Source organism: Rhodococcus sp. SG20037 (assembly GCF_031763325.1).
In the GTDB taxonomy this organism is placed as follows: domain Bacteria; phylum Actinomycetota; class Actinomycetes; order Mycobacteriales; family Mycobacteriaceae; genus Rhodococcus_F; species Rhodococcus_F qingshengii.
Genome location: NZ_CP134497.1, coordinates 5380876 through 5401129, shown reverse-complemented (window position 1 = coordinate 5401129; position 20254 = coordinate 5380876). Strand labels below are relative to the sequence as shown.

Annotated in this window: 20 protein-coding genes; 10 read left to right on the top strand and 10 right to left on the bottom strand. The window is 62.0% G+C overall.

Annotated elements, in window-relative coordinates; translation table 11 throughout:
• Nucleotides 1-30 precede the first annotated feature (30 nt).
• Nucleotides 31-951: a biphenyl-2,3-diol 1,2-dioxygenase gene (bphC, locus tag RHP72_RS24815; RefSeq protein ID WP_003940493.1), complete on the top strand. Its 921-nt coding sequence runs from the start codon at nt 31-33 to the stop codon at nt 949-951.
• 64 nt (nt 952-1015) lie between these two features.
• Here the strand turns inward: bphC and RHP72_RS24810 are convergent, their stop codons facing one another.
• The 3 genes from RHP72_RS24810 to RHP72_RS24800 form a co-directional block, all read right to left on the bottom strand.
• Nucleotides 1016-2329 (bottom strand): bifunctional o-acetylhomoserine/o-acetylserine sulfhydrylase, encoded by a 1314-nt coding sequence (locus RHP72_RS24810; protein WP_003939848.1) that lies wholly within the window; start codon nt 2327-2329, stop codon nt 1016-1018.
• 37 nt (nt 2330-2366) lie between these two features.
• Nucleotides 2367-2882 carry an OsmC family protein gene (locus RHP72_RS24805; protein ID WP_007732784.1) on the bottom strand — a complete coding sequence of 172 codons (516 nt, stop codon included), beginning with the start codon at nt 2880-2882 and terminating at the stop codon, nt 2367-2369.
• Nucleotides 2883-3123: 241 nt separating this feature from the next.
• Complete coding sequence (locus tag RHP72_RS24800; RefSeq protein ID WP_007732783.1) at nt 3124-3885, bottom strand: enoyl-CoA hydratase-related protein; 762 nt, start codon at nt 3883-3885, stop codon at nt 3124-3126.
• 117 nt (nt 3886-4002) lie between these two features.
• Here RHP72_RS24800 and RHP72_RS24795 point away from each other — a divergent pair, with 117 nt between their 5' ends.
• Nucleotides 4003-4596 carry a TetR/AcrR family transcriptional regulator gene (locus RHP72_RS24795; protein WP_003940428.1) on the top strand — a complete coding sequence of 198 codons (594 nt, stop codon included), beginning with the start codon at nt 4003-4005 and terminating at the stop codon, nt 4594-4596.
• Here RHP72_RS24795 and RHP72_RS24790 read toward each other — a convergent pair whose 3' ends face one another.
• Nucleotides 4597-5199, bottom strand: a complete 603-nt coding sequence (locus RHP72_RS24790) for a TetR/AcrR family transcriptional regulator (RefSeq protein WP_058037890.1) — start codon at nt 5197-5199, stop codon at nt 4597-4599.
• Nucleotides 5200-5542: 343 nt separating this feature from the next.
• On the opposite strand from RHP72_RS24790, the gene RHP72_RS24785 reads away from it, so the two are divergent.
• From RHP72_RS24785 to RHP72_RS24775, 3 genes are all read left to right on the top strand, one after another.
• The gene (locus tag RHP72_RS24785) at nt 5543-6346 is read left to right on the top strand and encodes an SDR family NAD(P)-dependent oxidoreductase (protein ID WP_007732778.1); all 804 of its coding nucleotides are present in this window, start codon (nt 5543-5545) and stop codon (nt 6344-6346) included.
• 55 nt (nt 6347-6401) lie between these two features.
• Complete coding sequence (locus RHP72_RS24780) at nt 6402-7523, top strand: DUF5938 domain-containing protein (RefSeq protein WP_003940189.1); 1122 nt, start codon at nt 6402-6404, stop codon at nt 7521-7523.
• A 73-nt stretch (nt 7524-7596) separates the two neighbouring features.
• Nucleotides 7597-9117 carry an AMP-binding protein gene (locus RHP72_RS24775; protein ID WP_311093953.1) on the top strand — a complete coding sequence of 507 codons (1521 nt, stop codon included), beginning with the start codon at nt 7597-7599 and terminating at the stop codon, nt 9115-9117.
• A 2-nt stretch (nt 9118-9119) separates the two neighbouring features.
• On the opposite strand, the gene RHP72_RS24770 is transcribed toward RHP72_RS24775, so the two are convergent.
• Nucleotides 9120-10676, bottom strand: coding sequence for an alpha/beta fold hydrolase (locus RHP72_RS24770; RefSeq protein ID WP_083057061.1), 1557 nt, complete (start codon nt 10674-10676; stop codon nt 9120-9122).
• Between the two features lie 78 nt (nt 10677-10754).
• On the bottom strand, nt 10755-11522 hold the full coding sequence (locus RHP72_RS24765; protein ID WP_311093952.1) for a MerR family transcriptional regulator: 768 nt from the start codon (nt 11520-11522) through the stop codon (nt 10755-10757).
• A 175-nt stretch (nt 11523-11697) separates the two neighbouring features.
• Here RHP72_RS24765 and RHP72_RS24760 point away from each other — a divergent pair, with 175 nt between their 5' ends.
• The 4 genes from RHP72_RS24760 to RHP72_RS24745 all read left to right on the top strand — a co-directional run bounded on the left by RHP72_RS24760 (nt 11698) and on the right by RHP72_RS24745 (nt 15183).
• A complete protein-coding gene (locus RHP72_RS24760; RefSeq protein WP_311093951.1) occupies nt 11698-12648 on the top strand; it encodes a TauD/TfdA family dioxygenase in 951 nt (316 codons plus the stop codon).
• 142 nt (nt 12649-12790) lie between these two features.
• On the top strand, nt 12791-13921 hold the full coding sequence (locus RHP72_RS24755; RefSeq protein ID WP_311094897.1) for an ABC transporter permease: 1131 nt from the start codon (nt 12791-12793) through the stop codon (nt 13919-13921).
• Complete coding sequence (locus RHP72_RS24750) at nt 13918-14604, top strand: ABC transporter ATP-binding protein (protein ID WP_311093950.1); 687 nt, start codon at nt 13918-13920, stop codon at nt 14602-14604. Before RHP72_RS24755 ends, RHP72_RS24750 begins: the two co-directional genes overlap by 4 nt.
• Nucleotides 14605-14631: 27 nt before the next feature.
• Nucleotides 14632-15183 (top strand): TetR/AcrR family transcriptional regulator, encoded by a 552-nt coding sequence (locus RHP72_RS24745; protein ID WP_007732757.1) that lies wholly within the window; start codon nt 14632-14634, stop codon nt 15181-15183.
• A gap of 9 nt (nt 15184-15192) precedes the next feature.
• On the opposite strand, the gene RHP72_RS24740 is transcribed toward RHP72_RS24745, so the two are convergent.
• Entirely contained in the window at nt 15193-15567 is a 375-nt protein-coding gene (locus RHP72_RS24740; RefSeq protein ID WP_058037648.1) for a nitroreductase family deazaflavin-dependent oxidoreductase, read from the bottom strand.
• Between the two features lie 110 nt (nt 15568-15677).
• Between RHP72_RS24740 and RHP72_RS24735 the strand changes: the two genes are divergently transcribed.
• On the top strand, nt 15678-16331 hold the full coding sequence (locus RHP72_RS24735; protein ID WP_234551285.1) for a TetR/AcrR family transcriptional regulator: 654 nt from the start codon (nt 15678-15680) through the stop codon (nt 16329-16331).
• Here the strand turns inward: RHP72_RS24735 and hutG are convergent.
• Genes hutG through hutU form a run of 3 tightly spaced genes read right to left on the bottom strand, consistent with a single transcriptional unit; the run spans nt 16328 to nt 20219 of the window.
• Nucleotides 16328-17296, bottom strand: a complete 969-nt coding sequence (hutG, locus tag RHP72_RS24730; protein ID WP_042926100.1) for a formimidoylglutamase — start codon at nt 17294-17296, stop codon at nt 16328-16330. The genes RHP72_RS24735 and hutG overlap by 4 nt on opposite strands.
• Before the next feature lie 21 nt (nt 17297-17317).
• Nucleotides 17318-18508, bottom strand: a complete 1191-nt coding sequence (gene hutI / locus RHP72_RS24725) for an imidazolonepropionase (RefSeq protein WP_029256288.1) — start codon at nt 18506-18508, stop codon at nt 17318-17320.
• 37 nt (nt 18509-18545) lie between these two features.
• A complete protein-coding gene (hutU, locus tag RHP72_RS24720) occupies nt 18546-20219 on the bottom strand; it encodes a urocanate hydratase (RefSeq protein WP_007732742.1) in 1674 nt (557 codons plus the stop codon).
• Nucleotides 20220-20254 lie beyond the last annotated feature (35 nt).

Sequence of the window (20254 nt, the reverse complement as noted above, 5' to 3'; positions counted from 1 at the left end):
CAAATACTTTCGAAGCAAGGACGGTTAGGCATGACTGAAATTCGGGGCCTGGGGTATCTCAGGATCCAAACGCAGGACGTGGCTCGCTGGCGCGAGCTCGTGGTCGACGGACTCGGCCTCGCGGTCGGTAGTGGCCCGGAAGCCGACGGCCTCTACTTGCGCCTGGACGAGCGTCGTGCGCGACTGATCGTCCTGCCCGGTGAGACGGACAAGGCTCTCGCAGTGGGCTGGGAAGTGCGAGATCAGTTCGCGCTCCAGCGTGTTCGTGAAGCAGTGGAGAAGGCCGGAGTCGAGGTCGAGGTTCTTTCCGAGGTCGACGCCAGCTACCGCGATGCCGAGCAGGTCATCGCATTCGACGATCCCAACGGTAACCGAGTCGAGGTCTTCTTCGGACCGGTACTCGACCACAGCCCGTTGGTCACCCCGCACGGCGGCCGTTTCGTCACCGGCGATCAGGGCCTCGGCCATGTGGTGCTTCCGGTTACGCGTTTCGACGAGGCATACACCTTCTACACCGAGGTGCTCGGATTCCTCCCGCGCGGTTCCATCCGTCTCGGCGGTATCGATGCGCCGCCGCCGGCTCGCCGCGTTCGCTTCATGGGTGTCAACCAGCGCCACCACAGCCTGGCGTTGTGCCCGGCGCCGCCGGTTGACGAGCCCGGTCTCGTGCACCTGATGATGGAAGCCGAGACTCTCGACGCCGTCGGTCAGGCTCTCGATCGTGTTGCCAAGCTCGGCTTCTCGATCTCCTCGACGTTGGGTCGCCACACGAACGACAAGATGGTGTCGTTCTACGTGCGCGCACCGGGTGGATGGGATCTGGAGTTCGGTTGCGAAGGCATGCTTGTTGACGAAGCCTTCTACACCGCTGAGGAAATCACGGCCGACAGCTACTGGGGCCATGACTGGTCCGAGAGTGAACCGCTGGCCGCGTTCACTCCCAAGAGCTAGCTCTTACGCAACGAAAAAGCTCGGTCCCAATGCATATCGGGGCCGAGCTTTTTCGTGCGATAGATCAGGAAGCTGCTGCGGCCAAACCGGTTTCGAGGTCGGCGAGAATGTCGTCGATCCCTTCGATGCCGACCGCAAGGCGGACGAGCCCCGGGGTGACGCCCGAAGCGAGCTGCTCCTCGGGGGTGAGCTGCGAGTGCGTCGTCGACGCGGGGTGGATGACGAGTGAGCGAACGTCACCGATGTTGGCGACGTGGCTGTGCAACGTCAGAGCGTTGACGAACTTCTTGCCTGCGTCGACTCCACCGGCGAGCTCGAACGCGACGATGGCGCCGGTTCCCTTGGGAGCCAGCTGCTTTCCGCGCTCGTGCCAGGGCGAGGATTCCAGTCCGGCGTACGCGACCGACGTGACCTCGGCGCGGCCCTCGAGGAATTCCGCGACCTTCTGGGCGTTGGACACGTGGCGCTCGATGCGCAGGCTCAGTGTCTCGATACCCTGCGAGATGAGGAAGGCGTTGAACGGTGCGATGGCCGAGCCGAGGTCGCGCAGAAGCTGAACGCGTGCCTTGAGGGCGTAGGCGGGTGCACCGAGATCGGCAAAGGTGACGCCGTGGTAGCTGGGGTCGGGGGTCGTGAAGTTGGTGTGGCGTCCCTGGGTCCAGTCGAACGTGCCACCGTCGACGATGACGCCGGCGATCGCGGTGCCGTGTCCGCCAAGGTATTTGGTGGCGGAGTGGACGACGATGTCGGCGCCGTGCTTCAGCGGCTGAATGAGGTACGGAGTTGCGACCGTGTTGTCCACGATCAGCGGGATGCCGTGCTCATGGGCGACTGCGCTGATGCCGGGGATGTCGAACACGTCGTTCTTGGGGTTGGAGATGGTTTCGCCGTAGAACGCCTTGGTGTTCGGACGGATTGCCTCACGCCAGTGATCGAGGTTGTCCGGGTCCTCGACGAAGTCGACGGTGATACCGAGCTTGGGCAGCGTGTAGTGGAAGAGGTTGTACGTGCCGCCGTACAGGCGAGGGCTTGAGACGATGTGGTCCCCGGCCTCGGCGAGGTTGAGGATCGCGAAGGATTCGGCGGCCTGACCGGACGCAACCAGCAGAGCCGCGACTCCGCCTTCGAGGGCGGCGATGCGCTGCTCGACGGCGTCCTGCGTCGGGTTCATGATGCGGGTGTAGATGTTGCCCGGCTCGGCGAGGCCGAAGAGCGCCGCCGCATGGTCGGTGTTGTCGAAGACGTAGCTGGTGGTCTGGTAGATCGGAAGCGCCCGAGCGTTGGTAGCGCTGTCCGGGCCCTGTCCGGCGTGGACCTGCTTGGTTTCGAACGACCAATCGGCGGTCGGATCGGTATCGACGGGGGTGTTCTCGCTCATGAATTCATACTCCGTGGTGAAGGTGGGTTGGTGCGGGTCAGGCGGTTTCGACGACTGTATGCACTGGGACGGGATTGCGGGTGAGATCGAGTACGGGGCAGTGTGCGTCGACCGTTTCCTGCAGTTCCAGGTAGCGCTCGCGGGTTTCGGGGCCGGTCAGGGTGACGACCACGCGGACCTCGGAGAATCCCGGACGGACGGCGTCGTCGAAGCCGAAGAATCCACGAACGTCGAGGTCACCTTCGGCTCTGGCCGAGATGTCGTCGAGAGCGATACCGAGTTTGTCCGCCCAGACGCGGTAGGTGACCACCTGGCAGGAGAGCAGGGAAGCAAGGTAGTACTCGACAGGATTGGCTGCGGTGTTCTCGCCGCCGAGGGCCGGCGGCTCGTCGACCTCGACGCTGTACTTACCGAGAGAAATAGTGCTGGCAACGGCGTCGTGCGCCTGGGCGGAAGCCTTGAAGACGACGTGCGCTTTGCTCGCGTCTTTGTCGATGGCGTCGGCGTTGGCTGCTACGACGGAACTCAGGTGTGAGATGGAGGCGGTGGTCATGACAGAAATGTCCCCTGATCTGGGTGTACATACGAGTATCGACGTGAGCGGCGCTCACGTCGTAGGTCCGATCAGTAGATCGGACACCCGGATGTACAGACATGCGCAAAGTCGACATGGCGCCGCCGCGTCAGCAGCGTGCCCGTCTCGTATGCGTCGATTCCCGTCACAGGAGAGACTGTAACCGGTTCATACCCTTTCCGACCAGACGTATAGGAAATCTGTCTCGGATTGTGGTCTGTCATGCGGGCGGCAGTCCGCTCCACCGGGGTGTCCGACGATTGGCGAAAGCGTCGAGTCCTTCGGCGATGTCCGGAGAGCGCAACACTGCGTCCTTGGCGTCGTCGGTGACCTTCCATCCGTCGGCGTCGGCGTCGGCGTAGAGAGCCTCGATGGCCTTCAAACTCAGACTCACGGAGGTGGGGGAGGACTCGCAGATCTCCGCTGCCATCACCAGTGCCTCGTCGAGTGTCTTACCAGGGGCAGTGACTGCATTGACGACGCCGAGGTCCTTTGCCCGTTCGGGATCGAGTGTGCGGCCGGTGATCAAGAGTTCACGGGCGACGTTGATCGGAAGCGCGCGAGGAGCCCGAAAGAGTGCGCCGGACGTCGCAACCAGACCGCGTTTGGTTTCGGGAAGGCCGAATTGCGCTGTGGCAGAGGCGACGATCAGATCGCAGGCCAGTGCGATTTCGAAACCGCCACCAAGCGCGTAGCCCTCGACTGCAGCGATCAGGGGCTTGTTCCGCCGGCGCCGAATGACGCCGTACTCACCGCCGCGAGGCATGCGAAGGTCGGCCCGCTCTCGGATATCGGTTCCGGCGCAAAAGATGTTGGGGGTTCCGGTGATGATGCCGACCCACAGATCAGGGTCGTCGTCGAGAAGATTCAGCGCGGCTTCGATTCCCTCGGCAGTCTCACGGTTGATCGCGTTACGGCGTTCTTCGCGTTCGATCCTGACGATGAGAACGCGGTCATGGCGTTCGGTGGAAACAGTCGACATAATTGGACTGTAGTCCACCTATCGGAGGCGGAGGTGCGTCACCTGACGGGACGGACATTGGACACATTCCGGACTGTGGCGAAGACTGTGTTCTGAGGCGGAGAAGGGCAGGTCGACGTGATTTCCAAACGAGAACAGAACAAGCGCGACACCAACGACAGGTTGCTCTCGGCTGCTCGAATTCTGTTCTCGGCGCAGGGTTTCGCCAGCACGACCGTCGACGACATCGCCGAGCGAGCCGAGGTGTCGCGAGCCACCTTCTTCAATTACTTCCAGGGCAAGGACTCGGTTCTCGAGGCGCTGCACAGTGATCATCTCGATCAGCTTGCGGCACTGGTGGATCAGCTCATGGAATCGCCGATGCCGACTTCTGATCGGATCTCCCGGATTTTTCAGGACTTTGCGCAGCAAGCGATCATGCACCCGCGCTATCTGCGCATGGTGACTGCAGAACTCGAGCGCGACTTCGCCTCCTCCGGAGCGGGGGCGGCCCACGATCATCGGTTCCACGTGGAACTTCTCCGGATCGTCACTGCCGGTATCGAAGCCGGCGAAGTGAGATCGGACTACCCGCCGCTCTTTCTCGCACAGATGATCGGTGGTACGTACGGAGCGTTGGTCCGCTTCTGGCGGCAAGACGCCGATTACGACGTGGTCGGAGAATTCGATCGCGGAGCCAGGTACGTCGCGGAAGGCATCGCTGCTCGCTGATCAGGAAGTGGGCACTACCAGAGGCAGCATCTGCTGGACGCTCACCGAAAGATAGTTTGCGGCAGTCTGATCGCCGGACAGATGGCGCAGCAGGCTCTGCTGGAACAGGCCGTCGAAGATTGCGTACATCGCCGCCGAGGTGACCGATGCCTCTACGTCGAGAAGCTCGGCGTAGCGAGAAACAATGCGCCAGATCATGTTTTCGAGACTCTCGTCGATCGCGGCGACGTCGGCTCGGAACGACTCCTCGAACATCGACTGCGCGCGCAGGTCGTACCAGAGGCGGTGCATCGTGGGTTCTTCGATCATGGTCTCGGCGAGCAGTGCGCCGAAACCGGTTTTCAGTTCCTCCGGTGTCTTCGCGGTGGCGACGATGCCGTCGTAGCGGGTGACGCAGCGTGCCTTGTAGTGGCGCACGCAGTGGGTGATGAGATCGACCTTGTCGCTGAAGTAGTAGTGCAGGACGCCGTGGGAGAACTCCGAATTCTGGGCGATTTCGCGCAGGCTCGTGCGTGCGTAGCCCAATTCGGCCAGGGTTTGCAGTGCGGCCTCGGCGAGTTGATCACGTCGCTCGGAGAATTTGTCGACCTGGCGACGCGACACCTTGTCTGCGTTGGACCGCTTGGCGGAGTCGGACCGCTTCGCGGAGTCGGACTGCTGGCCCGGTGAGCTAGGTGCAGCCTTTTTCCCTGCCTCACTAGGCTTCTCGACTGTCGTGGTCACGATGGCACGTCCTGTTCCCTGCGGTTTCCACAGCGGCACGATCACCGCGTCCGAATCAGTGTAACCCCTGGTCTTTGACGAGCGTGTAACAAAATCTTGACAGTCGTCAAGATTTCTCTTGACACTCGTCCAAAGTTGAATACTCTGTGACTCACACCACTTGGCAGCGTCGCTGTGAACGGTGGCATCGCGAGAGTCGTTTCAGTCATGGAGGCAGTCGAAAATGAGCGTGTTTGATCTCGAGGGACGAAAAGCACTGGTCACAGGTGGTGCCAAGGGGCTCGGAGCCGGAATGGCTGAGGCGTTGGCTAAGGCGGGGGCGTCAGTGATGATCGGCGACGTTCTCGAAGACGAGGGTCGTGCCACCGCAGAGGCTGTTGGTTCGGGCGGAGTCAAAACCGGCTTCGTAAAGCTGGACGTCACCGACGACGCCAACTGGGAAGAGGCAGTCGCCGCCACCGCGGAGACTCTCGGCGGCTTCGACATCCTCGTCAACAACGCAGGCATCGAGATTTCCTCGCTGGTGGTCGACCTCGATCCGAACGACATCCGCCGTATGTGTGAGGTCAACATCCTCGGAACAGCGCTCGGAACCAAACACGGACTGCGCAGCATGCGTCCGGGTGGCGTAGCCGGAACCGGCGGTTCCGTCATCAACATCTCTTCAGTGGCCGCAACCATTCCGTTTCCCGGGATCAGTGGATACTCCGCGACCAAGTCCGCGGTCGATCGCTTCACCAGAGTTGCCGCCGCCGAGTCGGGCAAGCTCGGCTACGGAGTCCGCGTCAACTGCATCTACCCGGGTCTTGTCGCCACGGAGATGGGTCTCGGACTCGCGGCGGACATGGAGAAGCTCGGTCTCTGGCCCAGCGCCGAAGCAGCAGTCGGAGACGTCATCGGCCTCACCCCGCTCGGCCGCCTCGGTGAAGTGAACGACATGGCTGACGCCGTTGTGTTCTTGTCCTCCGACGCCGCGCGATTCATCACCGGAATCGGCCTACCGGTCGACGGTGGCATGGGCATGTAACTCGCCCTTCATTCGTACGTACACCCTTCTCACGTCTTCGAAAGGTTCCACGAACATGTCCGAAAAGAAGCCCGTCATCGTTTACGGCGTCTCCGGGTACACCGGCCGTCTGGTGTGTGAATACCTGCGCGAGTTCAACATCCCGTTCATCGCAGCCGGCCGCGACGCCGCTCGCATCCAAGAGGTCCTCGATAAGATCCCCGGATTAGACACCGTCGATCACGAGGTCGTCGAGGTCGAGCACACGGTCGAGGCTCTCACCGAATTGTTCACCGGTGCACAGGTTGTCAGCAACATGGTCGGGCCGTTCATCAAGCTCGGCGGGACCGTCGTCGAGGCCGCGTTGAATGCCGGTTGCCACTACATGGACACAACCGGTGAGCAGGACTGGGTACTCGACGTCCAGGAGAAGTTCAGCGACAAGTACCAGGAGAAGGGCCTGCTCCTCTCGCCCGGTATCGCGCAGATGTACACCACCGGTGAGATCGCGGCCAATATCGCACTGGAAACACCGGGCCTCGATACGCTCGACATCCTCGTGCTGTGGAAGGGATTTCCCACCTACGCGTCCACTCAGACGATCTTCACCATCCTCAAGGCAAACTGGTACTACCTCGAGCAGAACAAGTACGTGCAGTGGGCGCCCGGCCAGACTTTCGACGTCGTCGTTCCGGGCCAGCACGAAACTGCGCTTGCATTGCCGTGGGGCGGAACATGCCACCCGGTGTGGTTCAAGAACGATCCGCGAGTTTCCAACGTCAAGGCTGCGGGCGGAGTGTTCGACCGCACCGTGATGGAAGGCGTTGTCGCGACGCAGAAGATCGTGGAGGAGCAGATCAAGACCCTGCCCGCCGACGAGCAGGAAGCCGCCTTGGCCGAGATCGCCGGATCGGTTCAGGCCGGTATGCCCCCTCGTGAAAATCCGCGCATCAACACCTCACTCGACTCCGTATACGCGTCGGGCCCGCTGGGTCGCTCGCACGTCGTGATCCACGGAAACTGTAACTACAAGCAGACGGGCCTCCTGCACGCCTATGCAGCGCATTCTCTGCTCCAGCAGGCGCCGAAGCGGACCGGGCTTGCCTCGGCTTGCCAGGCGTTCGGCCATCGCGAACTGCTCGGCGCGCTACGTAGTTTCGGGCTGGCTCTGGAGCCGGAAGTAACCATCAACGCCTAACTCGTCGTCCTCGTCATCATGTTCACGGCTCCCGGCGTGTAGCACGCCGGGAGCCCCGCCCTGGAGGCTCCCCATGCGTTTGACCGACTATCTCGACAAGGGAGCCTCTCTTGGTTCCACTGCACCGTGTTTGACGATGGGGGAGCGCACTCTCTCCTACGGCGAGGTGCAGCAGTTCAGCCGACGCTTCGCAGCTTCGCTCGCGGCTTCGGGCATCGCGGCGGGCGAAAAGGTCGCGATTTTGTCCGGCAACGACCCGATCTCGTTCTCCTGCGTATTCGGTATCAGTAGGGCTGGCGCAGTCTGGTGCCCGATCAACCCTCGCAACGAAGCTGCGGAAAACCGAGACCTGTTGGATCTGTTCGATTGTCGCGCTCTGTTCTTCCAGAAGTCCTATGCGCCGCTCGTCGACCAGATCAAGGATGCTCTTCCCCAGTTGGTGACGCTCGTCTGTATCGACGGCGAGTGGGATTCGGCACAGTCCCTCGAAAGCTGGCTCGGGGAAGAAGAACTCGACGCCGCGGCGCCCGACGACGTCACCATGCTGGTCGGCACCGGTGGTACAACTGGACGGCCAAAGGGAGTGATGTTGACCGGGCACAACATCGAGACGATGACCGCAATCACCTTGATGAGTTATCCGTTCGAGGGGCGCCCGGTGTATCTGGCGCTGGCACCGCTGACTCACGCCGCCGGTGTTCTGTGCTTCCCGATCATGGCCCTCGGCGGCGAAGTAGTGATCATGCCGAAGCCCGATCTCGGGTACTTCCTCGCGAACGTTCAGAAGCACAAGGTGACTCACACCTTCCTGCCGCCGACGCTCATCTACATGCTGCTCGAGCACGAGGCCCTGTCTGCCACGGATCTCAGCTCGCTGCAATGCTTCTGGTACGGAGCGGCGCCGATCTCCCCGACCAGACTCGCGGAGGCGATCGACAAGATCGGCCCGGTCATGGCTCAGCTGTTCGGGCAGAGTGAAGCCCCCATGATGATCTCGACGATGTCACCGAAGGAGCACTTCGGCTCGGACGGCACTGTCGCAACGTCACGACTTTCCTCGGCCGGTCGACCGTCGCCGCTGGTGACCGTCGGGATCATGGATGACAAAGGCGCGCTGCTCGGACGTGGCGAGCGTGGTGAGGTGGTGATTCGCAGTTCGTTGGTGATGGCGGGTTATTACAAGAACCCCGACGCAACCGCGGAAGCGTCAGCCCACGGCTGGCATCACACCGGCGATATCGGGTACCTGGACGAGGACAATTTCCTGTTCATCGTCGACCGTGCGAAGGACATGATCATCACCGGCGGTTTCAACGTCTATTCGGTCGAGGTGGAGCAGGTACTCATGGCGTATCCGGGGATTCAGGACTGCGGAGTGATCGGGTTGCCGGACGACAAGTGGGGCGAACGCGTTGTGGCAGTGGTGCAACCGCACCTCGGCGCCGACATCGACGGCGCCGAGGTGATGGCTTTCGTGAAGGCTCGCATCGGAAGTGTGAAGACTCCGAAGCAAGTCATCGTCTGGGACGATCTACCTCGCTCCAAGGTCGGCAAAGTTCTCAAGAACGAGATCAAGAGCGAGCTGACGGGCTGAGGTCACGACTCGCACACCACGTCTTCGGCCGGCAGTGAGCCGTCGAGCAGGTACGAGTTGACGGCGGCGTTCGCGCAAGTATTCGCGTAGCCCGGGAACACCGCATGAGTGCGGCCTGGAACTGTCACGAGCCGTGAGCCTTTCATCGCTTCATGCATGCCGAGGCCTTCGTCGTACGTCGTGCGGGTGTCACCGGTTGCCTGGATCTGCAATGCCGGAACGTTGTTGTCGATGTCGATCCGCGTAGGGGCCTCACTGCGCCAGAACGCGCACGGCATGATCGTGTTGTGTGTGCCGGCAAAGATCGGCTGATCATCACGGTGCTCCTCCAACTTGTTGCGGTACCACTGGGGATCGCTCGGCATCGATACGTCTCCGCAGACGATGGCGATTGTCCCGGCATAGTCAGGACCGGTTCCCAGTTCGGTCTGGAACCATGCCTGCATCAATCTCGTCAGCTGGGGATGGATGTTCTCGACGGTCTTGCCTGCGGCGAGATCGCGCAACTGAACCAATACCTGTGCGAATGCCTCACTTTCCTTCTCGGTGTCGCCGGTTCCGTTGACGTACATCAGGAATGGAAGGACGTGATCGTCGACGGCATGATCACCGATCTGTATCGGAGTGGTGGCCGCGTCCGAGATCAGCTTCTCGATGAGGGCGCGAACTTCGGCGGGCGTCGATCCGAGTGCATAGGTGGAGTTGTGTTCTGCTGCCCACTGCGAGAATCCGTCGATCGCTTTCTCGTTGGCCGGGCCCATGTCCTGGAACATCTCGTATCCGTATTTCTTCGGATCCGGTGCACTGTCGAGAACCACACGGTCGATCCTGTCCGGGAACATTTGAGCATAGGTTGCACCGAGGTATGTGCCGTACGACCACCCGAAGTACGACGCCTTCTCCTGGTCGAGGGCGCCACGAATCACGTCGAGGTCGCGGGCGATGTTTTGAGTATTGATGTGCGGCAGATAGTCCGGGTACTTGTCCCAGCATGTGTCAGCGGCCTCGCGTGCGAGCGCAACACTCTCGTTCCATCCCTCGTCCGTGGTGCCCGGCGACCGCATCCATGTCATCTGTTCGACGCCGCAGTCGATCGGTGTGCTCTTGCCGAGTCCTCGGGTGTCCGTGCCGATGACGTCGTATGCCGCTGCGACTTCCGGTGTCATGCCCGCATTCAGAATCTCGGGCAATCCCAGTCCTCGGCCGCCCGGGCCGCCGGGGTTGGTGAGCAGGATCCCGCGTCGCTGTGCGGGGTCGGTGGATGCGACCCGCGAGATCGCCACTTCGATCGTCTTGCCGTCGGGGGCGGAATAGTCCAAAGGTACTGTGACCATGGCGCATTCACTTGCGGTCGACGTTCCGGTGTCTGTGGCGCATGGCCCCCACTCGAGATCCTGTTCGTAGAACGCGCTGAGATTCGATTGTGGATCTTCCTGCGGAGTAGCAGGATCCGAGCACGCCGCCAATGCAGGTACGGCGAGTGCGGCAGCGGCGATTGTGGTAGCCAGCCACCTTCGTGATCGAGGCATGCGTGATCTGGGCATGGTGAATCCAGTCATTGTCGTGTCCTTGCGTTGAGCCCATTTTCGGGCAGTGTTGGTCACCCCACTTCGAATGTGGGGGCTAATCAGGGTTTTTCAGAGGCGGGATTGACGGGCGGCGAACTCCGCGGCCACAGCCTTCGCGAATCTTTCCTGGGTGACGGTTCGTCGATCCGCTTGGTGTTCGCGCAGTACCGCTACCAGCCGGGTGGGGGAAGCGTCCTCCGGTGCAGCCTGTTCGGGTAGCACGCGCTCGGTGAAGTCGCAGAACTGAATGGCAAGGGCCGCAATCGTGTCCGCGTCAGCCGGTGCGTCGGCGAGGGCATACATACGAGTTATCAATTCGATGGCCTGCTCGCGGTTCGGCTCGGCCAATACCCGGCGATGGGCGGACAGGAGTGAATCGCAGACCTCGGGATCGCCCCCGGAGACCGTGAGTGCGAGGATCAGAAGTTCACGCTCGTTGTCGATCCACGCTGTCGGCGCACCGGCAACGACGTACTGTGCGAGCACTTCCGAAAACGCGTCGGGTAGTTCAGGATCGGCATTGCGGCGTAGCGACTCGATGTGCGCACGCTGAACAGCGATCTGTTCGGCCTTCGTCGCCAATTCCTTGTCGAGGGTATCGAGTGCAGACCGAGTGTCGTGAGCGTCGCCGTCGAGTAGTTCGGCGATCTTGGCAACAGGAATCCCCAGATCGCGCAGGCGGCGGATGCGACTCAGTCGTGCCAGGTCCACCGCCCGGTACATGCGGTAGCCGTTGGGTTGGCGTTGTGGTTCTTCGAGAAGGCCGTTCGAGTGGTAGTAGCGCACGGACCTGACGGTGGTGCCGGCCAATTTGGCCAGCTCGCCGATGGTCATCATCGCCCTGCCCTCCCGTGATCGAATCGGATTCCGTCTGTGAAAACCATTCTCCAACCTTGACGCGGCGTCAGGGTCAAGATTCGCGCCGGAGAACGTGACCGTTGACACTTTAAGGAGGCAGACTTAATCTGACTTTTGTCCTTTACGACATCGTCGATTTCGAGGAAGTGCCCTGATGGCTACCCTTTTTCCTGCGGCAACAATCTTTCCGATCCCCACCGACCCGCTTGCTGCGTACGGTCCACTCGTTGCTCACCGGAATCCCGAGTCGGTAGTTCCGGCACCGTACGAACACCTTGCGGTCAAGGCGGTCGCGCCGACGATCGGAGCGGAAATCTCCGGTATTCGACTCGGCGGGGGTCTGTCTGATGCCGTGATTGCGGAACTCCGCCGAGCTCTCCTCGAATGGAAAGTCCTCTTCTTCCGCGATCAGGACCTCGACCGAGCGGAACATCGAGCTTTTGCCGAGCGTTGGGGCGATCTCGAACAGCATCCGTTCTTCAAGTACACGCAGCCCGGGCAGACGGACGTCGATGTCACGACACTGGCGAAGGATGCGATGGTCGGCGGAGTCGAGAACAACTGGCACAACGACGTTACGTGGCACGAGTTTCCTTCGTTCGCAGCAGTTCTTCGTGCGGTCGAGGTGCCGGAGGTGGGTGGTGACACTTTGTGGGCCGATACTGCAGCTGCCTACGATCTGCTTCCTGAAGACATCAAGAAGCGTATCGACCCGCTTGTTGCAGAACACGATTGGATCAACTCGTTCGGCAGGTCGATGCCGGTGGATGCGGTCGAGATGTTGCGTCCGAAGTTCCCCGCTGTGCAGCATCCGGTGGTTCGGATCATTCCGGAAAGTGGCAGGCGGGTGTTGTTCGTCAACATGACCTTCACGCAACGGATCTTGGGTGTGTCAGAAGAAGAATCGAACGAACTTCTCACGATGCTGTATCGCCACGTCAATCGTCCGGAATTTCAGGTCCGTTTGAAGTGGGAGCCGAATACTGTTGCCTTCTGGGACAATCGGACCTGCCAGCACTACGCGGCCAGTGACTACTTCCCGGCTCGTCGTGTGATGGATCGAATCTCGATTGTCGGGGATCGACCGGTGGGCGTCGGGGGCTGATACGACGCTCAGCGCCTCGAGTGTCTACTACGGGAAGTAGTAACGCACCTCACATAGTTTTTCGACGCCTTGTCGATATGATTTCGACAAGGCGTCGATAAAAGTCGGCGTGACTCGTATCGACGACTTTGGAGCTTCCCGAATGTTCCTCGCCCTGCGTGAACTGTGGTTTGCGCGAAATCGATTCCTCTTGATGGGTGCCGTGGTTGCCCTCATCTCGATCCTGATGGTGATTCTGTCCGGCCTCTCGTCCGGACTGGTAAATGACGGTGTCTCCGCTTTGCAGCGGACGCCGATTCAGGGGTTTGCCTTCGCACCGGACACCAAAGCCGACTCAGCGTTTTCGCGCTCGGTCGTCACCGAGGAGCAGGCGCAGGCATGGCGTATGCAACCCGATGTCCAAGACGCCGAGCTCTTCGGCAACATGATCGTCAATGCAAAAACTCGCAGTGGCACGCCTGTCGATCTCACGCTCTTCGGCATCGAACCTGGCTCCTTCCTCGAGCCCGTCTCCGCCGACGGGAGGGGGCTGCATGCCGACACGGACATCATCGTCAGCTCTACCTTCCGTGACGACGGTGTTGCGATCGGTGACACCGTGATACTCGATCGACTCGGTACGGAGCTGACAGTTGTCGGATTCACCGAAGACAAGCGCACTTTCGGTCACGTCGACGTCGCCTACCTGCCCCTGCGTACTTGGCAGGAGGTTCACGCCGGTGCCAAGATCGGCGAAACCGCCAATGCCAGTGCCTATTCCGAAGCAAGTGTTGTTGCGATTCGGGGCATTGGTGGCGCGTTACCGGATCTCGTGTCGGGCGATGCGGCGGCGGGAACGTCCGCAAAGACGCTCGAGGAATCTTTCGACTCCTCACCAGGGTTCTCCGCGGAAATGATGACTATGTCGATGATCAAGGCGTTTCTGTACGCGATTTCGGCCCTGGTGGTCGGTGCATTCTTCAGTATCTGGACGGTTCAGCGCGGTCGTGAACTCGCAGTGTTGCGCGCGATGGGAGCCTCTACCGGCTTCCTGCTTCGTGACGGCATGGCGCAGGCACTGGTAGTGCTGCTTGGTTCCATCGGCCTCGGTGTGTTGCTGGGCTTGGGGCTCGGTTCGGGGCTCGAAGGCGGGGGGATGCCGTTCGCCCTCGAGTCCGGCCCAGTCGTCAACGGCGCAGTGCTCTTGGCGGTACTCGGGCTGGTCGGCGCAGCCGTTGCCATCGTCCGTGTTACCCGTGTCAACCCGCTCACCGCATTGGGAGAAAACCGATGACCACAGTCGAAAAGGCCACAACCGGATTGGTATTGACCGCTGTCAGTCTTCGATTCGGTGACGGTGACTCCACCGTGCTCGCCCTCGACAACGTGAACCTGGAGGTCTCGTGCGGCGAACTTGTCGCGATCGTCGGACCGTCAGGCGCTGGAAAGTCGAGCTTGCTCGCTGTGGCCGGCGGACTCGGTCGGCCGTCGAGTGGAACGATTGTCATCGACGGCGTGGACGTGTCGGCGATGCCGGCCCGTGCTCTCGCCAAACTTCGACGAGACAAGGTCGGCTTCGTCTTTCAGTCCGGCAACCTGATTCCAGCGCTGACGGCGCGCGATCAGCTTCGGATGATTCCCAAGCTCACGGGGCGGCCGGGTCGCGATCCCGAGGAGTTGCTCGACTCGGTCGGTATGAGTCACCGTGCAGATCGTCGACCCGGTCAACTCTCCGGCGGTGAACGCCAGCGCGTCGGTATCGCTCGGGCATTGATGAGCAATCCCTCGCTACTGCTCGTCGACGAGCCGACGGCTGCTCTCGACCGCAAACGCAGCCATGAGGTGGTCGAACTGCTCTCGCGCGAAACTCACGAGGCAGGCGTCGCTACGATCATGGTGACCCACGATCACGACGTGCTCGGGCACTGCGACCGCATCCTCGAAATGGTTGACGGTCGGTTGCGTCAGAGCGAGTAAGCCCGCGAGGGGACTGGAGGAGATTCGGTGCCGAGGATCGATGCGCCCACTGTGGTCGAGCATCGTGCTGCTCAGCGCCGTGCCCTCCTCGACGCTGCACACGCTCTTCTGTCCGAGGCCCCGGACCGGCCGCCGGGGCTCGGTGAGGTGGCAGCGAAGGCAGGGCTCGCCAGGTCGAGTGCCTACCACTACTTCCGGTCCCGGGAAGATCTCCTCAGTGCCGTCGTCGAAGACATGTTCCCGCGCTGGAACGACAAGATCGTCGAGGCGATGGCAGGCGCAGACGATCCGGTATGGGCGTACGTCGAGGCAAACCTCCAACTGGTTGCCGACGGGGAGCATGCGATAGTCGGAGCGCTGGCGACGCTGACCCCGCAAACGTTTCGAGATTCGCGGATCATGGAAATGCACGACAGTCTTGTGCTTCCGCTGGTCGAGGCCCTCCGCCTCCGTGGCGTGTCGGACCCGAAGCTCACCGCCAAGTTGATCAACTCGCTGGTGCATACGGGTACCGAACTGATCGAATCCGGTTGCAGCATGGACGAAGTCAGGTCCGCCGTGCGTGAGGTCCTCGCGTGAGTGGCAGCCTCAGGCCGTAATCAGATCCATCCGAAGGTACTCGGTGATGCGGAGCAGCCTCGGGGGTTGGGACACGTCTGAGGAAAGTGCTTGAAATGCTTCGTCTTTCGCGACGAGGCGTGGGGTGCCGAGGCTCACCTCCGTCTCGTCGACCGACAGTCGAGCGCTTCCCGCTCTCAAGACGTTCTGCACCCAGTCCGAGCCTGATCCATACACCAGAATGAAGACATAGCCACCCTCGACCGGATAGGCGTCGAGAGGTGTCCGGTAGGTCGTGCCGGATGTGCGTCCGACGTGAGTCAGTACCGGCCATTTCCCGCTCGAGATCGCGCGAGGATTGAACACTCGCTTGTTGACATGTCCCCACCATCTCGGCATCGGCATTGCGGTCTCCCTTCGCGAGCGCCTTACGAACGTAAGGCGGGCTTACACCTGTAAGGGTGACTTACGTATGTAAGGTTGTCAACGTATTCGTTCCGCCGAGGGGAGTCTGTGTGTCACGGCAACCGCGACAGTCGCTGAACAGAACTCGCGTAATTGAGGGTGCGATCCGCGTTGCCGACGCGGGTGGTGTCGAAGCCGTCACGATGCGACGGGTGGCCCAGGAACTGGGCATCGAGGCGATGTCGCTCTACCACCACGTGCCCAACAAAGATGCGATTCTCGACGGCCTCGTCGATGCGGTCTTCGAGGCGATCGACCTGCCCGACAGTGAGTGTGCGGATTGGCGAGACGCAATCCGTGGACGCGCCTATTCCGCTCGCACAGTCCTGTCGCAGCACCGTTGGGCTCTCGGTCTGCTGGATTCGCGACGCAACCCTGGCTCGGCGACCCTGCGTCATCTCGACGCTGTGCTCGGAGTCCTCCGGAAGGCCGGGTTCACACTCCCGATGGCCGCCCACGGAGCCTCGCTGATCGACAGCTATATCGGCGGATATGTTCTCCAGGAGGCGAATCTACCGATAAGCGCACCCGGCGACGTCGAAGAAGTTGCGAGTGACATCCTCGAGCACCTTCCGGCTGAAGAGTTGCCCTTCCTTCACGAGATGATCGTCGATCACGGTCTGAGTCCGGCTTACGACCACACGAGTGAGTTCGCCTACGGTCTCGATCTCATCCTCGATGCGCTGGAGGCGCGCCGAGGCTAGCGCTGAACCGGCACGTGCTTCGTGACTATCCGGTGGATCAGACGAGCAGCCGTTCGGGCAGTGCGATTGTCGACGTCGAGGCTCGGGTTCAGTTCGGCGACATCGAGAACCGCGAGTTTTCCGCTGGATGTGACTCGGTCACATACGTATTGGATGGTTTCGAGGCTGACTCCGTAGGCCGCAGGTGCGCTGACGCCCGGCGCCACAGCTGCAGGCAGGACATCGAGGTCGATGGTCAGGTAGACCAGATCGACGTCGTCGAGGAAGTCTGCGAGGAACTGATCCACGACGCCTCGGCCGATCGCTCCGCATTCTTCGTCGAGCAGATAGCGAACACCGAGGCGGTGAGCCGTGTCGAACAGTGCCGTGGTGTTGCTCGGTTGGCTGATTCCGATCACGCTGTACTGATGCGAGGTGCCTGCCGCGGCTTCGTCCTCGGCGATCTGACGAAAGGGTGTGCCGGAGCTGGGTATCGGATCGCCCCGCAGGTCGAAGTGCGCATCCAAGTTGAGGATTCCGAGTTTGGCTCCAGCGGTTCGCAACTCGGAGCCCGCGACGCCGAGATACGTGCCGTAGGCGATTTCGTGTCCTCCCCCGAGAACCACGGGGAAGTGTCCCGAATCAAGCGCAGCGCTGACGGCGTTCCCGAGTGCGGCTTGACCGGCCTCGAGTTCTTCACCCGACACGGCAACGGTTCCGGCGTCCTGAATCTGCAGTGGTTCGGCCAGCGCCATGGAAGCCAACCCGGCTCGCAAAGCGTCGGGGCCATCCGCGGCACCGCGGCGGCCCTTGTTGCGGCGGACTCCTTCGTCGCTGGAGAATCCGATCAGAACACAGTCGCCGGGAGCTGTTTCGGCTGAATACGGTTGCACGGCATGATGCCACCGCAGATGCTCGGCAGTGGTGCCGTCGGAGCGCCCGGTCCACGGCTTGGGTTCGATGTCGACTGCGATCTGATGAGCCACGACGGCCTCCCGGTGAGTATTTCAGTAGCTTGTGGCGAGTGCGCCGTTTTTCCAGACCTCGCGCACCAGAGGGACGCCCGGGCGGTAGGCGAGGTGGAGGTACGACGGTGCATCGAGCGCGATGGCGTCGGCACGTGTTCCGAGAGAAAGGGTTCCGACGTCGGTGCGCTGCAGCGCCCGGGCGCCTCCTGCAGTGGCTGCCCAGACTGCCTCGGCGGGTGTCATGTGCATGTCTCGCACCGCAATTGCTATGCAGAACGGGAGGCTGGTGGTGTAGCAGGTGCCGGGATTGCAGTCGGCGCCGAGAGCTACTGTGACGCCGGCGTCCAGCAGTGCGCGGGCGTCGGGGTACTTGTTGCGGGTGGAGAAGTCGGCACCTGGCAACAGTGTTGCGACGGTGGAACTCTGAGCCAGGGCGTCGATGTCCTCGGCGGTGACGTAGGTGACGTGATCGACGGACGCGGCTCCCATCTCGACGGCGAGCTGAACTCCTGGCCCTTCGCCGAGTTGATTGCCGTGGACGCGGGGGATCAGTCCAGCGGCGACGCCTGCGCTCAGGACTGCATGTGCCTGTTCGCGGTTGAACGCCCCTCGTTCGCAGAAGACGTCGATCCACTTCGCGTGTGGCGCACAGGCAGGGATCATCTCGTCGCACGCCATGGCGACGTAGTCATCGGCGCGGCCGGCATATTCGGGTGGTGGAACGTGGGCGGCCAGCAGTGTGACCTCGTCGGTGAACTGTCCGGCGATCAGTGCGCTGCGTAGTTCGCTCTCGGTGTTCTGCCCGTATCCGGTCTTGCATTCGACGGTTGTGCTGCCCGAGCGCAGGGATTCGTCGAGTAGGCGTCGAACATTGGCCTGCAATTGTTCGTCGGTGGCCGAGCGCGTCGCTTCGATGGTGTTGCGAATGCCGCCGGCGGCGTACTTCTCGCCCGCCATGCGAGCTGCGAATTCCTCGGCCCGCTCGCCACCGAACACCAGGTGCGAGTGACTCTCCACGAAACCGGGGAGCAGGGCCCGACCGCCGATATCCTGACCGATATCGGCAGCCGGGGCGTCGGCGGAATCACCGACCCAAGCAACAACGCCGTCGTCGAAAACGATTGCCGCGTCGTGTCGTACGCCGAGCTTGCCCTCACCCAGAGTCGGGTCATTGGTGACGAGGGTTCCGATGTTGGTCAGAACGGTGGTTCGAGAACCATTCGTGGTCAATGTAATTCCTAACTCAGGGTGAGGTGGTGGAGCTGTTTCAGTTCTCGGTCATCGGGATGCGGACGCCGCGGGTGGCTGCCGTGTCGATGGCGTGGTCGTATCCTGCATCCGCATGCCGGATGACGCCCATCCCGGGATCGTTGGTGAGAACTGCTTCGAGCTTCTTGGCTGCGAGTTCGGTGCCGTCGGCGATGCACACCTGTCCCGCGTGGATGGAGCGCCCCATCCCGACGCCGCCGCCTTGGTGGAGTGAAACCCACGAAGCGCCGGACGCGGTGTTGACCAGGGCGTTGAGCAGCGGCCAGTCGGCGATCGCGTCGGACCCGTCGATCATCGATTCGGTTTCGCGGTACGGCGAGGCGACCGATCCGGAGTCGAGGTGATCGCGGCCGATGGCGATCGGTGCGGAGAGCTCGCCCGAGGCCACCATCTCGTTGAACTTGAGGCCGGCGAGGTGGCGCTCACCGTATCCGAGCCAGCAGATGCGAGCCGGAAGGCCTTCGAAGGCAACCTTTTCGCCGGCCATGGTGATCCAGCGGCGCAGGTGCTCGTTCTCGGGGAAGAGTTCGAGGATGGCCTTGTCGGTGGCCTCGATGTCCTTGGGATCACCCGAGAGCGCCGCCCAGCGGAAGGGGCCGAGGCCTTCTTCGAAGAGCGGACGGATGTAGGCGGGAACGAATCCGGGGAAGTCGAATGCACGGTCGTAGCCGGCCTTGCGGGCCTCGTCGCGGATGGAGTTGCCGTAGTCGAATACCTCGGCGCCGGCGTCCATGAATCCGACCATGGCCTTGACGTGTGCGGCCATCGCGTTGCGGGAATCTTCGGTGAACTTCTGCGGATCCTTCTCCGACATGGTCTTCATGTCGCCGAAGTCGATGCCGATCGGCAGGTAGGCGAGGGGATCGTGCGCCGAGGTCTGGTCGGTCACGATGTCGATGGGGGCCTTCATCTCCAGCAGCGCCGGGAAGATCTCTGCCGCATTGCCTTCGAGGCCGATGGAGAGCGGCTTCTTGGCATCGCGTGCCGCGGTCGCCAGTTCGAGCGCGTGCTCGATGCTGTCTGCCTTGGTGTCGAGGTACTTGTGGGCGATACGACGGTCGATGCGGGTGATGTCGCAGTCGACGCAGATCGCGACGCCGTCGTTCATAGTGACGGCGAGAGGCTGAGCGCCGCCCATGCCGCCGAGACCCGCAGTGAGGGTGATCGTTCCGGCGAGTGAGCCGTTGTAGCGCTTCTTCGCGATGGCGCCGAAGGTCTCGTACGTACCCTGCAGGATTCCCTGGGTGCCGATGTAAATCCAGGAGCCTGCGGTCATCTGGCCGTACATGGTCAGGCCGAGGTCTTCGAGACGGCGGAACTCTTCCCAGTTCGCCCAGTCACCGACCAGGTTGGAGTTGGCGATCAGCACTCGCGGTGCCCACTCGTTGGTGCGGAAGACACCGACCGGCTTGCCGGACTGCACCAGCATGGTCTCGTCGTTCTTCAGCGTCTTCAGCGTGGCGACCATGGCGTCGAAGGCAGCCCAACTACGCGCTGCGCGACCGGTTCCGCCGTAGACGACGAGGCTGTCCGGGTGCTCGGCAACATCGGGGTCGAGGTTGTTCATGAGCATGCGCAGGGCACCCTCCTGCTGCCAACCGAGCGTCGTGAGCTCGGGGCCGCGGGGAGCACGGACGGGGCGCGGCTCGTGGCCGGGGGTGCTGATTTCCATTGTGTTCTCCTAGCTTGCTGAAGTTCGAAAGACGT